Raw genomic sequence first — 18,739 nt, forward strand, 5'->3', positions numbered from 1 at the left:
ACGTGTCCGACCCCGACCAGCCACTGCCGTCTCGTCGAAGTCTGCGCGCCGCCGCCGAGGCCGCCGCCCTGGCCGAAGCACGCGCCCTGGCAGAAGCACATGACCCGGCGGAGGTCGGGCCCGGTGCTGCAGTGCCCGTCCCGGCCGGCGCCGCCGAGCCGGTTCCGGCCGCCCCGGCCGTCGAGGCTCACCCGGCGGATGCTGTGGCTGCGATGTTCGCCGCCGACGCCGACGCCGATTCCCGAGCATCCGCGTCGGCCGTGCAGGGCGGAAACATCGCGGGCAGCACGCGGTCGAAGCGCCGCCAGCGGCTTGTCGACGAGCCACCCCGGGAGAAGAAGTCCCGCCGCGGAGCCTGGGGCTGCCTCAGCGTTGTCGTGGTGCTGGTCGGACTGCTGGCCGTCGGAGCTTTTGCCCTGCAGGGGCCGCTCACCCAACTCATCAGCGCAACCCAGGGTCCCGAAGACTACACGCCCGAAGAAGCCGCCGGGGGTGAACCGATCGTCGCGATGATCTACGAGGGCGATTCCGGTGCCGACATCGCGCGCACCCTCCTCGAGGAGGACGTGGTGAAGAGCTTCGACGCGTTCTACGACGCCCTGCTGGCGATGAGCCCCGAACCCATTTTTCAGCCCGGTGCCTATCAGATGGCGACCAAGTTGAGCGGCACAGCGGCCCTCTCGGCGATTCTGGATGAGGCGAACAAGCTCGAACTGACCATCGTCGTGCCCGAGGGCACCGCGGCCGTCGATGTGTTGCAGATCATCTCTGAGGGCACCGAGATTCCCCTCACGGACCTGCAGGCCGCTGCGGCCGATCTGTCGCCGTACGGCCTCCCTGCTGAAGCGACGACCCTCGAAGGTTTCCTCTTTCCCGCGACGTACACCTTTGACCCGGGGATCACTGCGGTCGACGCCATCACTACCTTGGTCAATCGGCAGTTCCAGGCCCTGGATTCCGCGGGAGTGGCCATTGAAGACCGTTGGTCCACCATCGTGCTCGCGTCTTTGATTCAGCGTGAGGCCGGCCTGCGGGACGACTACTACAAGGTCTCCCGGGTGTTCCTCAACCGTCTCGATCGCACCCTCTGGGACAGCGGGCTGCTGCAGTCCGACGCGACGGTCGCCTACGGCACCGGCAACACCCACCTCGTGACGACGACGGACGCGGAACGTGCCGACGCCGGCAACCTGTACAACACCTATGTGCACCCCGGCATGGTCGTGGGCCCCATCTCGAATCCGGGGGATCTCGCGATCGATGCCGCCCTGCATCCGGCCGACGGAAGCTGGTTGTTCTTTGTGACGGTCAACCTTGATACCGGTGAAACGGTCTTCTCGAACACCGTCGACGAACATGACGCTGCCGTGGTCGTGTGGCAGGACTGGATGAGGGAGAACCGCCCCGTTGAATAATGTCCCCCGCCTGGCCGTGCTGGGCTCGCCTATCGGCCACTCCCAGTCGCCCGCCCTGCACCGCGCTGCCTACCGGGAGCTCGGCCTCGACTGGCAGTATGACGCCGCTGACGTGGGCGAGGGGGCGCTTGCGGCGTTCCTGACCGGGCTTGGTGCCGAGTGGCGTGGGCTCTCGCTCACCATGCCGCTGAAGCGCGAGGTGCTGCCCCTCCTGGACGATGTCGACCGGATCGCGCAGCTCACTAACGCCGTCAACACCGTTCTCATCGGGGCCAACCACGGGCGACGCACCCTGTCGGGCTTCAATACGGATGTCCCGGGCCTCGTGCGCGCGCTGGGCGAGAATGGTGTTGCCTACGCCACCCACGTGACCATTCTCGGAGCCGGAGCCACCGCTGCGTCGGCCATGGCCGCCGCAGCCGAACTCGGCGCGGAAACGGTCGATGTGGTCGTTCGCACCCCGGCGAAGGCGACCACCCTCGTCGAACTCGGTCACCTCCTCGGCCTGGTCGTCACCGTGTCCACCTTGCGGAGCATCGACGCACCGGGGCGAACGAGTGATCTCGTGATCAGCACGTTGCCCGGCGGCACGGTGCTCGACGTGCAGTTCCCCAGCACGCTCAGGGCCAGTGCGTTGCTCTTCGATGTGGCGTATTCGCCGTGGCCGAGCGCCCTCGCCGAATCGTGGGCGAACGCCGACGGCACGGTCGCCTCTGGCCTGGGGCTCTTGCTGCACCAGGCGCTGATCCAGGTGCGCATCTTCGTGGCCGGCGACCCGTTCGCGCCGCTGCCGCGGGAAGAGGCCGTGCTCTCAGCCATGCGCGCCGCGCTCTGAGCGGGCAGCGGGAAGACGCAGTGCGTGAAAGAAGCTGCGAGCCTGTGGAAGAATAGGTCCATGCTTCGTTGGCTCACTGCCGGAGAATCCCACGGCCCCGAACTCATCGCCATTGTCGAGGGTTTGCCCGCTGGAATCCCGGTTTCCCTGTCTGGTATCCGTCTCGATCTTGCGCGCCGAAAGCTCGGCTACGGCCGCGGCGCGCGCATGAAATTCGAGGAAGACGACCTCACGATCTCCGGCGGTGTGCGCCACGGCCTCACCCTCGGCGGTCCGATCGCGCTGCGTATCGGCAACACCGAGTGGCCCAAATGGGTCGACGTGATGGGGGCGGACGCCCCCGAGGCCGGACTCGAAGCATCCACGCGCGGCCGCGGCGCGCCGCTGACGCGCCCACGCCCCGGGCACGCCGACCTGGTCGGCATGCAAAAGTACGACTTCGACGAGGCCCGGCCCGTGCTCGAGCGTGCCAGCGCCCGCGAAACCGCCGCGCGGGTCGCTCTGGGCGCGGTCGCCCGTGCCTTTCTGGCCGAGCTCGGCATCACCCTCGTCAGCCACACCCTGGCGATCGGCCCGGTGCGGGTGCCCGACGACGCCCCCCTGCCGACCCCGGACGACGTCGGCACCCTCGACGCCGACCCGCTGCGCTGTTTCGACCCCGCGACCTCCGTTCTGATGGTCGCCGAGGTTGATGCCGCGCACGCCGACGGTGACACCCTCGGGGGCGTCGTCGAAGTGCTCGCTTACAACCTTCCCCCCGGCCTCGGCTCGTTCGTGCACTGGGACCGCCGGCTCGATTCGCAACTCGCCGCTGCCCTCATGGGCATCCAGGCGATCAAGGGTGTCGAGGTCGGCGACGGCTTCCTCACCACCACTCGACGCGGCTCTGACGCGCACGATGAACTCGTCATGAGCGACGGGGCCATCCAGCGTTCCAGCGACAAGGCCGGCGGCACCGAGGGTGGCATGAGCACCGGAACGGTTCTGCGGGTGCGTGCCGGTATGAAGCCGATCGCGACCATCCCGCGGGCGCTCCGCACGGTGGATGTCGCCACGAGCGAGGCCGCTCCGGCCCACCACCAGCGTTCCGACGTGTGTGCCGTGCCCGCCGCGGGCGTCGTCGCCGAGGCGATGGTTGCCCTCGTGCTGGCCAATTCGGTGCTCGAGAAATTCGGTGGCGACTCGATCGGGGAGACCCGCCGCAACCTGGAGTCGTATCTCGCGCACATTCCGGCCAACCTCAAGACGGGGGCCTCGAGCGACGCGACGCTGTAGCCGCGCCGGTCACCGCACCCAGCATGAACCGCTCCGCGAAGACGCGGCGAGGAACCTTCGATGAATGTGACACACAATGAGTGAAACCGAGACAACCTCGACCGATGCCCTGTTGCCGGTCGCTTTCCTTCCCCTCGTGTTCATCGGACCGATGGCGGCGGGTAAATCCAAGATCGGTAAGCGGGTCGCCCGCGCGCTCGGGCTGTCCTTTCTCGACACGGACAAGATCATCGTCGCCGCGCACGGCCCGATTCCGGAGATCTTCGAACGCGAGGGTGAGGCCTACTTTCGCCAGATCGAGCGTGAAGCCGTGATCGAGGCACTGAAGGGGGGAGCCGTGGTCTCTCTGGGCGGGGGAGCCGTGCTCGACGCGGCGACCCGCACCGACCTGTCGCAGGCGACGGTCGTGTTCCTAAGCGTGCGTGCCGCCGTCGTGGAGGCCCGACTCGGCGGCTCCCGCCGACCCCTGCTGAGCGCCGGCCCGGCCGGCGGCCTCGGCGATTGGCAACGCATTTACGACGAACGCCGGCCGATCTACGAAGAGCTCGCGAGCATCCGCTTTGACACATCAAATCGACCCATCGACGGCATCGTCGATGAAATCGTGACCTGGGTAAGAGAGAAATCATGACCGAAACTGCAGACAGCACGACCGAGGCGACCACCGTCATCACGGTGAGCGGCACCGACAGCTACGACGTTCTCGTGGGGCGGGGCCTCGTCGGCTCCCTCGCTGACCAGCTCGGCACCGGCGTCGCGAAGGTGCTGATCGTGCACACCTCGACGCTCGGCGCCCGTGCCGTGGCCCTGCGCGAGAGCCTGATGGAGCACTACGAAGTGCTCATCGCCGAGGTGCCCGACGCCGAGCCCGCCAAGCGGGTCGAGGTCGCCGCGTTCTGCTGGCAGGTCATGGGCCAGGCCGACTTCAGCCGCACCGACGCCGTGATCGGCCTCGGCGGCGGCGCCGTCACCGACCTGGCCGGCTTCGTCGCCGCGACCTGGCTGCGCGGCGTGAAGCTCGTGCAGGTTCCCACGAGCGTGCTCGGCATGGTCGACGCGGCCGTCGGCGGCAAGAACGGCATCAACACCGCCGAGGGCAAGAACCTCGTGGGCACGTTCTACGCGCCGAGCGCCGTGATCTGCGACCTCGACCTGCTCGAATACCTGCCGAAGAACGAGATCCTCGCCGGTTTCGCCGAGATCGCGAAGGCTGGATTCATCCAGGTTCCCGAGATTCTCGACATTATCGAAGCGGATGTCGCCCTCGCCACCGACCCGACCACCCCCCAGTTTCGCCGCCTGATCGAACTCTCCATCGCGATGAAGGCCCGGATAGTGGGTGAGGACTTCAAGGAGTCCGGCCTGCGCGAAATCCTCAACTACGGGCATACCCTCGGCCACGCGGTCGAGCACGCCGAACGCTACGGCTGGCGCCACGGGGCCGCGGTCGCCGTCGGCATGATGTTCGCCGCCGAGCTGGCAGCCCTGAGCGGCCGGCTATCGGTCGAGAACGTGGACCGGCACCGGCGCATCCTGGACTCCCTGACACTGCCGATCAGCTACCCGGTGGGCCGGTGGAGCACCCTGCTGGCGTCCATGCAGCGGGACAAGAAGACCCGCAGCGGCATGCTGCGGTTCGTCGTTCTCGACGACATCGGCAAGCCCACGATGCTCGAAGGGCCCGACGCGTCGCTGCTGTTCTCGGCGTACCAGGCGATCGGCTCTTAAGCCGGTACGGTCGCAGCCTCGGGGGGAAGCTCCGCGGGTTCGGCCGGTGCGGCGAAGGGCTCGGCGGTCTCCATCAGGCGGGACCGGATGAGGAAGCGCACGCCGCGGGGGGCTTCGGCGCTGAAGCCGCTGCCGCGGCCCGGAACCACGTCGACCGTGAGGAAGGTGTGGCTCCAGTAGGCGAACTGTTCGGTCGACATCCAGAAGTCGAGGGGTTGCTCCGGCTGGCCCGCTGCGGCGAGGTCGAACTGGCCGAGGCGCACGTCCTGCTCGGAGGTGATGAATTCCCCGGCCATGAACAGCATCGGGGAGCTCCCGTCGCAGCATCCGCCGGACTGGTGGAACATGAGCGGTCCGTGCTCCTGCCACAGGCTGCGCAGCAGGTCCACGGCGACCGGGGCGAGCTCCACCCGGGGAAGGGATTCGCCGGGAATCGTGACCGACGCGGTGATGGTTGGTGTCGACATTGACGTGCCTCCTGGCTGACTGCGTGTGACGTGCGGGTAAAACCCACAGGGGCTGCCTACGACGTTACGTCGTGGACAGCCCCCTGGCTAGGTGTGATGCGGAGTTGACGGTTTCCTAGAAGAAACCGAGCGCGTTTTCGGAGTAGGACACCAGGAGGTTCTTGGTCTGCTGGTAGTGCCCGAGGGCGAGCTTGTTGTTCTCCCGGCCGATGCCCGAGCTCTTGTAGCCACCGAACGCGGCACCGGCGGGGTAGGCGTGGTAGTTGTTGACCCAGACCCGTCCGGCCTGGATGTCCCGGCCGGCGCGGTAGGCGACGTTACCGTTGCGGGACCAGACACCGGCGCCCAGGCCGTAGAGCGTGTCGTTGGCGATCGAGATGGCGTCGTCGTAGTCGGTGAAGCTCGTGACGGCGAGCACCGGTCCGAAGATCTCCTCCTGGAACAGGCGCATCTTGTTGTGCCCCTCGAAGATGGTCGGCTGCACGTAGTAGCCGCCGGTGAGGTCTCCGCCGAGGTCGGCGCGTTCCCCGCCGAGGGCCAGCTTCGCGCCCTCTTTCTTGCCGATGTCGATGTAGGACAGGATCTTCTCGAGCTGGTCATTGCTGGCCTGGGCACCGACCTGGGTAGACGTGTCGAGGGGGTTTCCCTGGATGGCCAGTTTGGTTCGTGCGATGGCGTCGCTGAGGAAGCTGTCGTAGATGGGCTTCTGCAGCAGTGCCCGGCTCGGGGCGGTGCAGACTTCGCCCTGGTTGAATGCGAAGAGCACGAAGCCTTCCTGGGCCTTGTCGTAGAAGGCATCCTTCTCTTGCGCCACGTCGCTGAAGAAGATGTTCGGGCTCTTGCCGCCGAGTTCGACCGTGGAGGGGATGATGTTCGCCGAGGCGTACTGCAGGATCAGGCGGCCGGTGGAGGTCTCTCCGGTGAAGGCGATCTTGCGGATACGGTTGCTCGAGGCAAGCGGCTTGCCGGCTTCCAGCCCGAAGCCGTTGACGATGTTCACGACGCCCGGGGGGAGCACGTTGCCAAGAAGTTCGATGAGCACGAGGATCGAGGCAGGAGTCTGCTCGGCGGGCTTCAGCACGACGGTGTTGCCGGCGGCGAGGGCGGGCGCGAGCTTCCAGACGGCCATCAGAATGGGGAAGTTCCACGGGATGATCTGGCCGACGACGCCGAGCGGCTCGTGGAACTGGTAGGAGACGGTGTCTCCGTCGAGCTGGGCGTGGTCGCCGTCCTGGGCCCGGATCGCGGAGGCGAAGTAGCGGAAGTGGTCGGCGGCGAGCGGGATGTCGGCGTTGAGAGTCTCGCGGATCGCCTTGCCGTTGTCCCAGGTCTCGGCCACGGCCAGGAGTTCGAGGTTTGCGTCGATGATGTCGGCGATCTTGTTCAGCACCGCGGCACGCTCGGTGGCGCTCGTCTTGCCCCAGGCCGGCGCGGCCTTGTGCGCGGCGTCGAGGGCGAGGTCGATGTCTTCGGCGGTGCCACGAGCGACCTCGGTGAACGGCTTGCCATTGACGGGGGAGATATCTTCGAAGTACTGGCCCTTGACGGGAGCGACCCACTCGCCGCCGATCCAGTTCTCATAACGCGGCTTGAAGGTTACCTTCGAGTCGGGGGATCCGGGGGTTGCATAAACAGTCATGGCACTCCTCTGTCGACGACGATGTCGGCGGCTGCACTTGCGGCCGTGAGAAGAGGCTAGGGCATCGAACGTTGCGAAAGGTTGCGGTGGGTTCCGGTCTCGCGCAATTCGAGGTCGGCGTCCATGCGGCTGAGTTCGCTCTCGATGCGGGTCAACCGGGCGACGACCGTCGCGCGCTTCGGGGACCGTGGCGGCAGCAGTTCGAGACAAGCCCGCCAGACTTCGGTGTCGTAGGTGGCCTCCTCACTGCGGGCGTAATCGAGGAGCAGGTCGGGGGAGGCGTCGCTGAGCATCGATTCCCGCAATCGGGCGCTCACCTCGGCACGCAGTTCGACTATTCCGGGGGCCAGCGAGTTGGGGAGCACCGCGCCGCGGTAGGCGCCGAGGGCCACCCGGTGCGCGCCGCGTTCGAGGAACGCGAGCACACGCTGGGCGTCCAGTTCCAGGGGCGACTCGAGGCGGTACGGGCGTGAGCTGATCACGATCCGCGGGCTCAGGGTGTCGAGCACCTTGCGCACGCGCACCATCTCGGCGCGGACGGTGTCGACACCGTTGGCCTGGTCGCTGAGCATGAGGGCGAGCCGGTCGGCCGAGAGCCCCTGTCGGTGCCAAGCGAGCAGGGTGAGGATCTCGGCGTGGCGGGGGCTGATCTCCACGGTCTTGCCGCCGACGGTCAGCTGGCCATTGTCGCTGCCGAGAATGGTCAATCCCGCCGGTGCCTCGCGGCGCCGCGGCGTGGGGGTGAGCGCCAGGCCGACCCGGGCGGCGCCCTGCTCGTCGGCGCCGAGGCCGAGCCGCTGGATGCGCAGTTCCGCCTCGATTGCGGCGACGGCGGCCTCGACCAACGGCAGGGTCTGGGGAGCCACGGCATCCGCCCCGCCCGTAATGTCGATGACGCCGAGCACGACGCCGGACTCCGGATCGTGAATGGGCACCGCGGTGCAGCTCCAGGGGTGCGCCATGCGGTTGAAGTGTTCGGCGCGCTGGATCTGGATTCCGTGGTTGAGGGCGAGGGCAGTGCCCGGTGCGCTCGTGCCCACGCGACGCTCCGACCAGTCGGCGCCCTCGACGAACATCATTTCCTCGGCCTTGCGGCGCAGCACCCGGTCGCCGTCGATCCAGAGCAGTCGACCGGATTCGTCGCCGACGGCGACGATCAATCCCGCGTCGAAGGCGTGGCGAATGAGCAGGTTGTGCACGACCGGTAACACCGATGACAGCGGATGCCGACTGCGCAGGTCCCGCAGCTCGTTGGCGCTGAGTTCGTGCTCGGGGGCAACGGTGGACGGGTCGAGCCGGAGTGACAGGGATCGAACCCAGGATTCCTGCACGAGTCGCCGCACTCCGCTGCGCATGACTTTGTCCGACACGGCGGACTCGTGGTCCTTCTCGAGCTGGGCGAACGTCGCGCGTTCGGAATCCTCGGGGGAGAAAGCGGTCCAGGGACTGATCATCAACCTTCGATCCTCACGGGTCTGCGCGGCATGGGCGACGTTGCCCGGCCGGGACTTCCAGCATAAGTGCCCCAGGCACTGGGGCGACGGACTTTTCGAAAGTCCGCCGCCCGAGGTGAGCTTCGCTGCTGCTTAGAAGAAGCCCAGCGCGTTCTCGGAGTAGGAGACCAGGGTGTTCTTGGTCTGCTGGTAGTGGCCGAGGGCGAGCTTGTTGTTCTCGCGGCCGATGCCGGAGTTCTTGTACCCGCCGAACGCGGCGCCCGCCGGGTAGGTGTGGTAATTGTTGACCCACACGCGGCCGGCTTCGAGGTCTCGGCTCGCGCGGTACGCGACGTTGCCGTTGCGGGACCAGACCCCGGCCGCGAGGCCGAACTCCGAGTCGTTGGCGATCTCGATGGCGTCGGCGTAGTCCTCGAAGCTGGTGACGGCGAGCACCGGGCCGAAGATCTCCTCCTGGAAGATGCGCATCGAGTTGTCCCCCTCGAAGATCGTCGGCTGAATGTAGAAGCCGCCGCTGAGTTCGCCGCCGAGGTCGACGCCCTCGCCACCGAGCAGCAGCTTCGCGCCCTCCTGCTTGCCGATCTCGATGTAGGAGAGCACCTTGTCGTACTGCGCCTTGCTGGCCTGCGCGCCCATCTGGGTCTCGGTGTCGAGCGGGTTTCCCTGCTTGATGAGCTTGGTGCGGGCGACGGCGTCGGTGACGAAGGTGTCGTAGATCGACTTCTGCACCAGCGCGCGGGTCGGCGCGGCGCAAATCTCGCCCTGGTTGAGGGCGAAGAGCACGAAGCCCTCCTGGGCCTTGTTGTAGAAGGCGTCGTCTTCCTGGGCGACGTCGGCGAAGAACAGGTTCGGGCTCTTGCCGCCGAGTTCGACGGTGGAGGGGATGATGTTCTCGCTGGCAGCCTTCAAGATGGTGCGGCCGACCGGGGTGGAGCCGGTGAAGGCGATCTTGCGGATGCGCGGCGACGAGGCCAGGTGGGCGCCGGCATCCGAGCCGTAGCCGTTGACGATGTTGAGCACGCCGGCCGGCAGGATATCGCCGATGAGCTCGATCAGCACGAGGATCGATACGGGGGTCTGCGACGCGGGCTTCAGCACGATCGCATTGCCGGCGGCGAGGGCCGGGGCGAGCTTCCAGGAGGCCATCAGGATGGGGAAGTTCCAGGGGATGATCTGCCCGACGACGCCGAGCGGCTCGTGGAACTGGTAGGAGACGTTGTCGCCATCGAGTTCGGCGTGGTCGCCGTCCTGGGCGCGGATGGCGGCGGCGAAGTACCGGAAGTGGTCGGCGGCCAGGGGGATGTCGGCGGCGAGGTTCTCGCGCACGGGCTTGCCGTTGTCCCAGGTCTCCGTGACGGAGAGCAGTTCGCGGTTGGCGTCGATGACGTCGGCGATCCTGTTCAGCACGGCGGCGCGCTCGGCGGAGCTGGTCTTGCCCCAGGCCGGCGCGGCAGCGTGGGCGGCGTCGAGGGCGAGTTCGATGTCGGCGGGCGTTCCGAGGGCGACCTCCGTGAACTGCTTGCCGTTCACGGGGGAGATGTCCCCGAAGTACTCGCCGTTCACGGGCGGAGTCCACTGCCCGTTGATCCAGTTCTCGTAGCGGGGCTTGAAGGTGATCAGTGCGTCCGGGGTTCCGGGAGCGGAGTAGATGGTCATAAGTGTTCCTCAGTCGACGGCATCGTCGGTTGTCTCGCAGAATGGCTGTACCGGCCGTCTCACGGCCGTTGTCTGACGCTAAAGGCGCAGGGGTTGCCCGAACGTTGCCTGACCTTGCCTGCCCCCGGTCTGGGCCTTAACGAGCGGATACCGCGGCGCCCGAAGGCACCGCGGCATCCGTTGTCGAGAGGGTTAGAAGAGGCCCAGGGCGTCTTCGCTGTACGAGACCAGCAGGGTCTTGGTCTGCTGGTAGTGGCCGAGAGCCAGCTTGTTGTTCTCGCGGCCGATGCCGGAGTTCTTGTAGCCGCCGAAACCGGCGCCCGCGGGGTAGGTGTGGTAGTTGTTGATCCACACCCGGCCGGCCTGGATCTCCCGGCCGGCGCGGTAGGTGATGTTGCCATTGCGCGACCAGACGCCGGCGCCGAGGCCGAACTCGGTGTCGTTGGCGATGGTCATCGCGTCGTCGAAGTCGTCGAAGCTCGTGACCGACAGCACCGGTCCGAAGATCTCCTCCTGGAAGATGCGCATGTCGTTGGTGCCCTCGAAGATGGTCGGCTCCACGTAGAAGCCACCCGAGAGGTCGCCGCCGAGGTCGGCACGCTTGCCGCCGAGCAGCAGCTTCGCGCCCTCGGCCTTGCCGATTTCGATGTAGTCCATGATGCGCTCGAGCTGCTTGAGGCTGACCTGCGCGCCGACCTGAGTGGCGGTGTCGAGCGGGTTGCCCTGGATCGCCTTGGTCGTGCGTTCCACTCCCTCGGCCACGAAGGTGTCGTAGATCGACTTCTGCACGAGGGCGCGGGTCGGCGCGGTGCAGACCTCGCCCTGGTTGAAGGCGAAGAGCGAGAAGCCCTCCTGCGCCTTGTCGTAGAACGCGTCACGCTTCTGCGCAATGTCCTCGAAGAAGATGTTGGGGCTCTTGCCGCCGAGCTCGACGGTGGAGGGGATCAGGTTCGCGCTGGCGGCCTTCAGAATCGAACGGCCGGTCGGGGTGGAGCCGGTGAAACCGATCTTGCGGATGCGGGTGGAGCTCGCGAGCGCGGCTCCGGCTTCGGCACCGAAGCCATTGACGATGTTGATGACACCGGCCGGCACGATGTCGCCGAGCAGTTCCATCAGCACGAGGATCGACGCGGGTGTCTGCTCGGCGGGCTTCATGACGATGGCGTTACCTGCGGCGATCGCGGGAGCAAGCTTCCAGGAGGCCATCAGAATGGGGAAGTTCCAGGGAATGATCTGGCCGACGACGCCGAGCGGCTCGTGGAACTGGTACGCGACGTTGTCGGTGTCGAGTTCGGCGTGGTCGCCGTCCTGCGAGCGGATCGCGGCCGCGAAGTAGCGGAAGTGGTCGGCCGCGAGCGGGATGTCGGCGGCGAGGGTCTCGCGGATCGGCTTGCCGTTGTCCCAGGTCTCGGCGACGGCGAGGTATTCGAGGTTGGCGTCGATCTTGTCGGCGATCCTGTTCAGCACGGCGGCGCGTTCGGCGGGGCTGGTCTTGCCCCAGGCCGGTGCGGCGGCGTGGGCGGCGTCGAGGGCGAGTTCGATGTCCTCGGCGGTTCCCCGGGCGGCTTCGGTGAAGACCTTGCCGTTGATGGGGGAGACGTTGTCGAAATATTCGCCCTTGACGGGCTTGGTCCACTGGCCGCCGATCCAGTTCTCATAGCGCGGCTTGAAGGTGATTTTCGCATCCGGGGTTCCGGGGGCGGCAAAGATAGTCATAAAGCTCCTCAGGTGACGCACACCCCGGGGGTTTCCCGGCGTCCGCGCCTGGCCGCTTGGCGGCCTCACTCTCAAAGCTAGATCGGTCGGAGTTGCCGACCCCTTGCCTAACGTTGCCGGGCTATTGTTGTGCGATCTCGGCCTGGATGCTCGCGAGGCGGGCGACGATGCTCGCCCGCTTCGGGGAGTGGGTCGGCAGCAATTCGAGGCAGGCACGCCAGACCTCTGCGTCGTAGCGGGCCTCGTCGGTGCGCGCATAGGTCAGCAGCAGGTCGACGGAGGCGTCGCTCAGGAGGGATTCCCGCAGCCGGGCGCTGACCTCGGTGCGAATTTCGACGATGCCGGGGGCGATGGAGCGGGGCAGCAGCGGCCCGCGGTAGGCGGCGAGGGCGACGCGGTGCGCGCCGCGCTCGAGCAGTGTCAGCACCCGCTGGGCGTCGAGCTCCACCACGGATTCGAGCCGGTACGGCTGCGAGCTGATCACGATGCGGGGGCTGAGCCGGTCGAGCGCCTTGCGCAGGCGCACCATCTCGGAGCGCAGGGTGTCGAGCGAACTTGACTGCTCGTGCAGCAGGGAGGCGAGGCGCTCGGTGGACAGCCCGCCGGGGTACCAGGCCAGCAGGGTCAGGATTTCGGCGTGCCGCGGACGAATCTCGATCGACCGGTCGCCGCTGTCGAGGCGGCCGTGATCGGTGCCGAGAACGCTGAGCGCGACCGGGCCGGCCTTGCGCAGCGGCACGGAGACCGCGGGGGCCGGGGCTGCACTCGACGAGAGGCGGATGACGGCCGGCCGGGTCTTGTGGGGTACCGTGCCGCGTGAGGCCGGGCCGGCGGGGGGCGCCAGGGTCAGGGCGTTGATGCGCAGTTCGGCCTCCATCGCGGCGACCGACGCCTGCACGAGGGGCAGGGTCTGGGGGGCGACGGCATCCGTGCCCCCGGTGATGTCCACGACGCCGACGACGCGGCCGTCGGGGGCGTGCACGGGCACGGCGGTGCAGCTCCAGGCCAGGGCGAGCCGGTTGAAGTGTTCGGGGCCGCGAATCTGCACGGCCCGGTTCACCGCGAGGGCGAGACCGGGGGCATTGGTGCCGGCGTGGGCTTCGGACCAGTCCGCGCCCTCGACGAAGTTCATGGCCTCGACCTGACGGCGCAGCACGCGGTCGCCGTCGAGCCAGAGCAGTCGACCGAATTCGTCGCTGACGGCCACGACGAGACCGGCGTCGACGGCGTGGCGAATGAGCAGGCTGTGCACGACCGGCAAGACGGCGGCGAGCGGATGGTCGTTGCGCAGCTCGCGCAGCTGGCCGAACGTCAGGCTGGGCTCGGGAACGAGTGAGTCCCGGTCGAGTTCGAGTGAGCGGGATCGCTCCCAGCTCGCCTGCACGAGCTCACCCTGGGCCAGTTGCGCCGGTACGAGGTGAATCGGGCTCGCGGGGTGGCTGAACCAGCTGCGAGTCTTATCAAGGGCGCTGGGCATCGACATCCGTTCGGCGGGCCATCGGCGACGAGTGCGGGTGTGCCGGGCCGGGCACTCCAGTCTATGCGGGAGCATGCATTACAGGCTGGGAGTTGTGCCGGTACAAAACGCGAGAAAAACCGTCAGGTTCTTGAAATAGCCCTGTGGAAAACTCCGCGTGACGCTCAAACCGCAGCAGGGTGTGCGCATGACTCCCCACGAGATGCTCGAAGATGCCGCTCCGGTGACAACCGTCGCCGAAGCCCAGGACCGCGTGGCCGACCTGGTCGGCCCGGCGATTGTGCGCAAGATCTGGTTCATGATGTGTGACCGGCACGGCCTGCAGATGCCGATCCTCATGCCCATCGAGGATATTCCCCTGGTGCCCGAACCGGGGGAGCTGGCATCCTTCGCCGCCGGCCTCGGCACGCTCTTGCGCGATCTCGCCCCCGGGGGCAGCGTGATCCTGACCCTGGAACGCCCCGGGGCAGCGACCCTGACCGCGCCGGACCGGGCCTGGGGAACTGAACTGCGGGCATCCTTCGGCGCGGTGACCCGGGTGCTCGGGGTGTTCCTGGCCCACGATGACGGAGTGGTGGTGCTGAAGGGGTAGGGCAGCCGCAGTTCGTCGCCCCACCGGAGCCGGGAGCGCCTCGCCCAGCCGTACAGTTCAGCCGTGCAGTCCAATGGATTATGGTCGATGGATGACTACAATCCTCGTTCTGAACGGTCCGAACCTGGGGCGCCTCGGCAGCCGGGAACCGGATGTCTACGGCGCGGCGAACCTCGACGACCTGCGGGTGATGCTGGTCGCCGCCGCCCCCGCCGGGGTGAGCGTCGACCTGCGCCAGACCGATGATGAGGCAGAACTCATCCACTGGATCTACGAGGCCGTCGACGAGGGCATGCCCGTGATCCTCAACCCGGCGGCGTTCACGCACTACAGCTACGCGCTGCGGGATGCGGCTGCCCTCGTCACCAAGGCGGGGCTGCCGCTCATCGAGGTGCACATCTCTAACCCGCACGCGCGCGAGACGTTCCGCCACACGAGCGTTGTCAGTGCCGTCGCGACCGGCGTGATCGCCGGTCTCGGCTTCGATTCGTATCGCCTGGCCCTCGACTTCGTCACCCGCCGGCCGGCGTAGCGCGCCGGCCCGGGGTGAATCGGGGCTTTGGCGCTGGGGTGCCGGGGGAACTACACTCGTTTGAGGCCGATTGGGCCGCGCACCTTCCTAAGTGAACGAATTGAACGGAACCTCCCCCTCATGGCCTCTACCGCCGATATCAAGAATGGCGTCGTCCTCAAGATCGATGGCAACCTTTGGGCCGTCATTGAATTTCAGCACGTCAAGCCGGGCAAGGGTGGCGCGTTCGTGCGCACCAAGCTCAAGAACGTCGTGAGCGGCAAGACCGTCGACCGCACGTTCAACGCCGGCGCCAAGATCGAGACCGAGAACGTCGACCGTCGCGACTTCACCTACCTCTACGCCGATGGCGAGTCGTACGTGTTCATGGACGTCGCCGACTACGACCAGCTCTATGTCTCCGCCGCCGTCGTCGGCGACGCGAGCAACTTCATGCTCGAGAGCCAGGCCGTGACCGTGGCCCTGCACGACGGAAACCCGCTCTATGTCGAGCTGCCGGCATCCGTCGTTCTCGAAATCACGTACACCGAGCCCGGCCTGCAGGGCGACCGCTCGACCGGCGGCACCAAGCCTGCCACCGTCGAGACCGGCTACCAGATCCAGGTTCCACTGTTCCTCGAGCAGGGCACCAAGGTCAAGGTCGACACCCGCACCGGCGACTACCTCGGCCGCGTCAACTAGTGAGCGCTCGCACCAAAGCGCGCAAGCGCGCCCTCGACATCCTCTACGCCGCCGACGTGCGGCAGACGACGATCCCGGAGTCCCTCGCCCGCGAGGCCGAGCGTGCCGTCAGCGAACCGGACCGGATGGCCTCCTGGCTGTACGCCCGCGAGATCGTCGACGGGGTCGTCGACAACAAGGTCGAGATCGACGAACTGATCGAGACGTATTCGCAGGGCTGGACCCTGGCGCGGATGCCGACCATCGACCGCGCGATCCTGCGCATCGGAATCTGGGAGATTCTCTATAACGACGCCGTGCCGGTCGCCGTGGCGATCGACGAGGCGGTGGAGTCTGCCAAGGTGTTATCAACGGATGATTCTGCCGGCTTCGTCAACGGACTGCTCGGCAAGATCGCTCAAACCGCACCATCCGCGTAGCGCTACTCGTTCTGACAGGTAGCGGCTGACGGGCAACAGGGGGAACACGATGACCGGCAACGCACCCAGCACACCGCAGCAGATTTCGCCGCCGCCGGGAAGCCCGACCGGGCACGGCTATGCCGTGGCGCCGAAGACCAACACGCTCGCGATCGTGTCGTTCGTCTCCTCGTTCTTCGTCGGACTCGTGGCCATCATCACCGGCCATATCGCACTCGGGCAGATTCGTGCGCGTGGCGAGGCCGGTCGAGGGTTTGCCCTGGCCGGCCTGATCATCGGGTACGTCGCCGTGGCCGCGACCGCCGTCTCGGTCATCGTGGCGGTCTTCTTCGCGGCGGCCTTCGCGGCCTTCTTCGCCACGACCGGCCCGGGCGCGGGCGGCGTGACCTCCTCCAGCGAGGCGCCCGCTGACTCCCTCGGCACGGTTCCGGAGGGTCAGCTGGGCGCCGCGAACTTCGACGAGGGCTACCTCGAGCTCGGCACCGGCCCGGTCGTCATCGATGAGTTCTTCGACCCGATGTGCCCCTACTGCAAGGTCTTCGACGACACCAACGGACCCCAGCTTGCCCTCGCCGTGGAGAACAATGCGATCACCCTGCGCCTGCACTCGCTGAATTTTCTGGACCGCTACTCCGAGGGCACCGAATACTCCACCCGTGCCGGCGCGGCATTGACCTGCGAGGCCGCAATCAACCCCGACACCACCCTCGACTACCTCGCCGCACTGTATGCGAACCAGCCCGCGGAGAACACGTCCGGGCTGACGGACTCCGAACTGGTCGCCCTGTCCACCGGCAGTTCCAGCATCGAGTCGTGCGTGAGCGGTGGCGAGTACCAGCTCTGGAATCAGATCAACAACGATGCTGCCTTCGCTGGGGCCTATGCCGGCCTGCCGGCCATCTCGAGCTCTCCGACGGTCTTCGTCGATGGGGAGCAATATGTCGGGGCGCCCAACGACGCGGTGGGATTCTCCACCTTCGTCTCCGGCTTCTTCCAGCCCTAACGCCGGGCCGGTTGCCGCGTGTGGGTGAGGTGAGCGTCGACATCCGCTTGCCCGCTGAGGCCGCGGCGGCCGCGCTGATTCGTGCCTATTTCACGGACATCGTGGGTCGTTATCACTCGCGGGCAGCGGATGCCGCGGAGGTCGACGCCGCCATGGCTGACGCTCCGAGCGACGATCTGCAGGGGATGACCGGGGTGTTCGTCGTCGCCGAGCGGTCGGGTGCGCCGGTGGGGTGCGGCGGCATGCGGATCGTCGATGCGACGACCGGTGAGCTCGCGCGTATCTACGTCGATGCTGCGGCGCGGGGACAGGGGATCGGCGCGCTCATCGTGCGCCGCCTCGAAGAACTCGCCGTCGAGGCGGGGCTCACGCGGCTGCGGCTTGACACTCGGTCTGACCTGGTCGAGGCCCGGCGCCTCTATGCCCGCCTCGGCTACGTCGAGGGCTCCCGGCACAATGATGACCCGTACGCCGAGCACTGGTTCGCCAAGGAGCTGGGTTCGGGGCAACGGTAGGGGCGCACAAACGACGTGCGCAGCGACGGATGTCGCGGTGCGGTTGTCGAGGTTGTCGCACCCCCTCCCGCAGCGGCGCAGTACCCGCGTAGCTCTTCCGGCCAGGCGGGCGTCAGGCGGTGATGAAGGGGCCGCGGCCGGCGTCGTCGGGGGCCGGTGCGTGGGGCGTGAGTGCGCGCATCCGCTGCCCGAGCAGCACGTTTCCCGCCGCGTAGCCGAGCAGTACGAGCGGCAGCGCGACGACATCGAAGACCACGATCGCCGGCGACCCGAGCAGCGGCGTCGGACCGGTGACGAAGATCGCCGCGACGAGCACGAGCAGTGTGAACGTGGGCCAGACATACCCGAGCAGTACGGTCGGTGCACCGACGCCCACAGCGGATGCCCGGGCCCGCGACATCGTGACGGCCGTCGCCGCGATCAGCAGGCCGAGCCAGCCGAACAGAAACCAGCCGAACAGGAACGCCGCCAGGAGGGCGAGCACGAGCAGAGTCGCGACGATGCCGGCGACCGCGTCGAAAGCCCCGGTGACCTGCACGTTGAGGCTGAGCAACACGATGCCCGAGGCGGCGATCGCGGCGGAGATGAGCACGATGGCCGTGACGTAGGCGCCCTGGGTCCAGGAGGCGATGAGATTGTCCTGGGCGAAGGGAAGGGAGACCGCAGCGGCGGTCCAGAGAACGGCAGCCACGAAGGCGAAGAAGCTCGCCTCCCGGCTGAAGATGGTGTGCATGGCATGTCCTTTCGCGGGAACAGAATTGATGAGGGACGCGATCAGGTCGGGGTCGCCAAAGCGGCTGAGCGATCGACGTTCGGCGGAGTCGCTGTCGACACCGCTCGCACGCAGGCGTTCCACGGCTTCGATGAGATGGTCGGCTAGTTCGTCGAGCAGATCCTGGGCATCCGTGCGGTGACGGATGACCGGATCCACGGCGAGGAGATACCGCCGAATGAGCGGGTACTCGGCGTTGGTGAGATTCAGGGGGTACTCGGCCACGGCTTCCTCCGCAGAACGGTGTTGACACTCGCGGAGAACAGTTGCCAGCTGGCGCGCTGCTGCTCCAGGCGGGCCGAGCCGGCCCGGGTGAGCCGGTAGGACCGGCGACGACGGCCGCCGACCTCGCCCCACTCGCTGCTGAGGTGCCCGGCGACCTCGAGGCGGTGCAGCACCGGGTACACGGTGCCCTCGGCCAGGTCGAAGACCTCTCCGCTGCGCGTGCGGAGTTCGTCGATCACGGCGTACCCGTGCAGGGGACCGTCGGCCAGGACCGAGAGGATGAGCAGGTCGAGGTGGCCCTTGAGCGCTTCTCGATTCATCCGTGCCTCCTGTCATGC

19 protein-coding genes are annotated in these 18,739 nt (G+C 67.4%); 11 read left to right on the plus strand and 8 right to left on the minus strand.

All coding sequences use genetic code 11. From position 1 onward, the window contains the following. Positions 1 to 2 precede the first annotated feature (2 nt). The 5 genes from mltG to aroB all read left to right on the plus strand — a co-directional run bounded on the left by mltG (position 3) and on the right by aroB (position 5,253). Complete coding sequence (gene mltG / locus D6T64_RS06610) at positions 3 to 1,415, plus strand: endolytic transglycosylase MltG (protein WP_233550878.1); 1,413 nt, start codon at positions 3 to 5, stop codon at positions 1,413 to 1,415. Continuing rightward, a complete protein-coding gene (locus D6T64_RS06615) occupies positions 1,408 to 2,250 on the plus strand; it encodes a shikimate dehydrogenase (RefSeq protein WP_119973401.1) in 843 nt (280 codons plus the stop codon). Before mltG ends, D6T64_RS06615 begins: the two co-directional genes overlap by 8 nt. 60 nt (positions 2,251 to 2,310) lie before the next feature. Next, on the plus strand, positions 2,311 to 3,525 hold the full coding sequence (aroC, locus tag D6T64_RS06620; protein WP_119973403.1) for a chorismate synthase: 1,215 nt from the start codon (positions 2,311 to 2,313) through the stop codon (positions 3,523 to 3,525). A 76-nt stretch (positions 3,526 to 3,601) separates the two neighbouring features. Beyond that, positions 3,602 to 4,156: a shikimate kinase gene (locus D6T64_RS06625; protein WP_119973405.1), complete on the plus strand. Its 555-nt coding sequence runs from the start codon at positions 3,602 to 3,604 to the stop codon at positions 4,154 to 4,156. Next, positions 4,153 to 5,253: a 3-dehydroquinate synthase gene (aroB, locus tag D6T64_RS06630; RefSeq protein WP_119973407.1), complete on the plus strand. Its 1,101-nt coding sequence runs from the start codon at positions 4,153 to 4,155 to the stop codon at positions 5,251 to 5,253. Before D6T64_RS06625 ends, aroB begins: the two co-directional genes overlap by 4 nt. Here the strand turns inward: aroB and D6T64_RS06635 are convergent. From D6T64_RS06635 to D6T64_RS06660, 6 genes are all read right to left on the minus strand, one after another. Next, complete coding sequence (locus D6T64_RS06635) at positions 5,250 to 5,720, minus strand: DUF779 domain-containing protein (RefSeq protein ID WP_119973409.1); 471 nt, start codon at positions 5,718 to 5,720, stop codon at positions 5,250 to 5,252. The genes aroB and D6T64_RS06635 overlap by 4 nt on opposite strands. Before the next feature lie 115 nt (positions 5,721 to 5,835). Further along, the gene (gene exaC / locus D6T64_RS06640) at positions 5,836 to 7,359 is read right to left on the minus strand and encodes an acetaldehyde dehydrogenase ExaC (protein ID WP_119973411.1); all 1,524 of its coding nucleotides are present in this window, start codon (positions 7,357 to 7,359) and stop codon (positions 5,836 to 5,838) included. A gap of 56 nt (positions 7,360 to 7,415) precedes the next feature. Beyond that, positions 7,416 to 8,813 carry a GAF domain-containing protein gene (locus D6T64_RS06645; protein ID WP_119973413.1) on the minus strand — a complete coding sequence of 466 codons (1,398 nt, stop codon included), beginning with the start codon at positions 8,811 to 8,813 and terminating at the stop codon, positions 7,416 to 7,418. Positions 8,814 to 8,945: 132 nt separating this feature from the next. After that, complete coding sequence (locus D6T64_RS06650; RefSeq protein ID WP_119973416.1) at positions 8,946 to 10,469, minus strand: aldehyde dehydrogenase family protein; 1,524 nt, start codon at positions 10,467 to 10,469, stop codon at positions 8,946 to 8,948. A gap of 192 nt (positions 10,470 to 10,661) precedes the next feature. Then, complete coding sequence (locus tag D6T64_RS06655; RefSeq protein ID WP_119973418.1) at positions 10,662 to 12,185, minus strand: aldehyde dehydrogenase family protein; 1,524 nt, start codon at positions 12,183 to 12,185, stop codon at positions 10,662 to 10,664. A gap of 121 nt (positions 12,186 to 12,306) precedes the next feature. Then, positions 12,307 to 13,662 carry a GAF domain-containing protein gene (locus D6T64_RS06660; RefSeq protein ID WP_233550879.1) on the minus strand — a complete coding sequence of 452 codons (1,356 nt, stop codon included), beginning with the start codon at positions 13,660 to 13,662 and terminating at the stop codon, positions 12,307 to 12,309. 187 nt (positions 13,663 to 13,849) lie between these two features. Between D6T64_RS06660 and D6T64_RS06665 the strand changes: the two genes are divergently transcribed. The 6 genes from D6T64_RS06665 to D6T64_RS06690 all read left to right on the plus strand — a co-directional run bounded on the left by D6T64_RS06665 (position 13,850) and on the right by D6T64_RS06690 (position 17,404). After that, positions 13,850 to 14,254 carry a hypothetical protein gene (locus D6T64_RS06665; RefSeq protein ID WP_147364498.1) on the plus strand — a complete coding sequence of 135 codons (405 nt, stop codon included), beginning with the start codon at positions 13,850 to 13,852 and terminating at the stop codon, positions 14,252 to 14,254. Positions 14,255 to 14,345: 91 nt separating this feature from the next. Further along, the gene (locus D6T64_RS06670; RefSeq protein ID WP_119973422.1) at positions 14,346 to 14,786 is read left to right on the plus strand and encodes a type II 3-dehydroquinate dehydratase; all 441 of its coding nucleotides are present in this window, start codon (positions 14,346 to 14,348) and stop codon (positions 14,784 to 14,786) included. Positions 14,787 to 14,906: 120 nt separating this feature from the next. Next, complete coding sequence (efp, locus tag D6T64_RS06675) at positions 14,907 to 15,467, plus strand: elongation factor P (protein WP_119973424.1); 561 nt, start codon at positions 14,907 to 14,909, stop codon at positions 15,465 to 15,467. Then, positions 15,467 to 15,886: a transcription antitermination factor NusB gene (nusB, locus tag D6T64_RS06680; RefSeq protein WP_119973427.1), complete on the plus strand. Its 420-nt coding sequence runs from the start codon at positions 15,467 to 15,469 to the stop codon at positions 15,884 to 15,886. The genes efp and nusB overlap by 1 nt, the downstream gene beginning before the upstream one ends. Positions 15,887 to 15,935: 49 nt before the next feature. Next, positions 15,936 to 16,889, plus strand: a complete 954-nt coding sequence (locus tag D6T64_RS06685; protein ID WP_119973429.1) for a DUF4190 domain-containing protein — start codon at positions 15,936 to 15,938, stop codon at positions 16,887 to 16,889. A 29-nt stretch (positions 16,890 to 16,918) separates the two neighbouring features. Next, positions 16,919 to 17,404: a GNAT family N-acetyltransferase gene (locus D6T64_RS06690; protein ID WP_199719087.1), complete on the plus strand. Its 486-nt coding sequence runs from the start codon at positions 16,919 to 16,921 to the stop codon at positions 17,402 to 17,404. Positions 17,405 to 17,516: 112 nt separating this feature from the next. Here the strand turns inward: D6T64_RS06690 and D6T64_RS06695 are convergent, their stop codons facing one another. Both D6T64_RS06695 and D6T64_RS06700 read right to left on the minus strand, forming a co-directional pair. Further along, positions 17,517 to 18,401: a permease prefix domain 1-containing protein gene (locus D6T64_RS06695; RefSeq protein WP_119973432.1), complete on the minus strand. Its 885-nt coding sequence runs from the start codon at positions 18,399 to 18,401 to the stop codon at positions 17,517 to 17,519. Next, positions 18,383 to 18,721, minus strand: a complete 339-nt coding sequence (locus D6T64_RS06700; protein ID WP_119973434.1) for a PadR family transcriptional regulator — start codon at positions 18,719 to 18,721, stop codon at positions 18,383 to 18,385. Before D6T64_RS06700 ends, D6T64_RS06695 begins: the two co-directional genes overlap by 19 nt. Positions 18,722 to 18,739 lie beyond the last annotated feature (18 nt).

The sequence above is a fragment of the Cryobacterium melibiosiphilum genome, assembly GCF_003602235.1.
GTDB classification, from domain to species: domain Bacteria; phylum Actinomycetota; class Actinomycetes; order Actinomycetales; family Microbacteriaceae; genus Cryobacterium; species Cryobacterium melibiosiphilum.

Excerpts from the sequence above, each read along its gene's own strand:
- aroB (WP_119973407.1), top strand. The coding sequence starts at position 4,153 with ATGACCGAAACTGCAGACAGCACGACCGAGGCGACCACCGTCATCACG.
- D6T64_RS06685 (WP_119973429.1), top strand. The coding sequence starts at position 15,936 with ATGACCGGCAACGCACCCAGCACACCGCAGCAGATTTCGCCGCCGCCG.
- D6T64_RS06645 (WP_119973413.1), bottom strand. The coding sequence starts at position 8,813 with ATGATCAGTCCCTGGACCGCTTTCTCCCCCGAGGATTCCGAACGCGCG.
- D6T64_RS06650 (WP_119973416.1), bottom strand. The coding sequence starts at position 10,469 with ATGACCATCTACTCCGCTCCCGGAACCCCGGACGCACTGATCACCTTC.
- exaC (WP_119973411.1), bottom strand. The coding sequence starts at position 7,359 with ATGACTGTTTATGCAACCCCCGGATCCCCCGACTCGAAGGTAACCTTC.
- D6T64_RS06700 (WP_119973434.1), bottom strand. The coding sequence starts at position 18,721 with ATGAATCGAGAAGCGCTCAAGGGCCACCTCGACCTGCTCATCCTCTCG.
- D6T64_RS06635 (WP_119973409.1), bottom strand. The coding sequence starts at position 5,720 with ATGTCGACACCAACCATCACCGCGTCGGTCACGATTCCCGGCGAATCC.
- D6T64_RS06665 (WP_147364498.1), top strand. The coding sequence starts at position 13,850 with ATGACTCCCCACGAGATGCTCGAAGATGCCGCTCCGGTGACAACCGTC.
- D6T64_RS06655 (WP_119973418.1), bottom strand. The coding sequence starts at position 12,185 with ATGACTATCTTTGCCGCCCCCGGAACCCCGGATGCGAAAATCACCTTC.
- D6T64_RS06670 (WP_119973422.1), top strand. The coding sequence starts at position 14,346 with ATGACTACAATCCTCGTTCTGAACGGTCCGAACCTGGGGCGCCTCGGC.
- aroC (WP_119973403.1), top strand. The coding sequence starts at position 2,311 with ATGCTTCGTTGGCTCACTGCCGGAGAATCCCACGGCCCCGAACTCATC.
- efp (WP_119973424.1), top strand. The coding sequence starts at position 14,907 with ATGGCCTCTACCGCCGATATCAAGAATGGCGTCGTCCTCAAGATCGAT.
- D6T64_RS06660 (WP_233550879.1), bottom strand. The coding sequence starts at position 13,662 with ATGCCCAGCGCCCTTGATAAGACTCGCAGCTGGTTCAGCCACCCCGCG.
- D6T64_RS06625 (WP_119973405.1), top strand. The coding sequence starts at position 3,602 with ATGAGTGAAACCGAGACAACCTCGACCGATGCCCTGTTGCCGGTCGCT.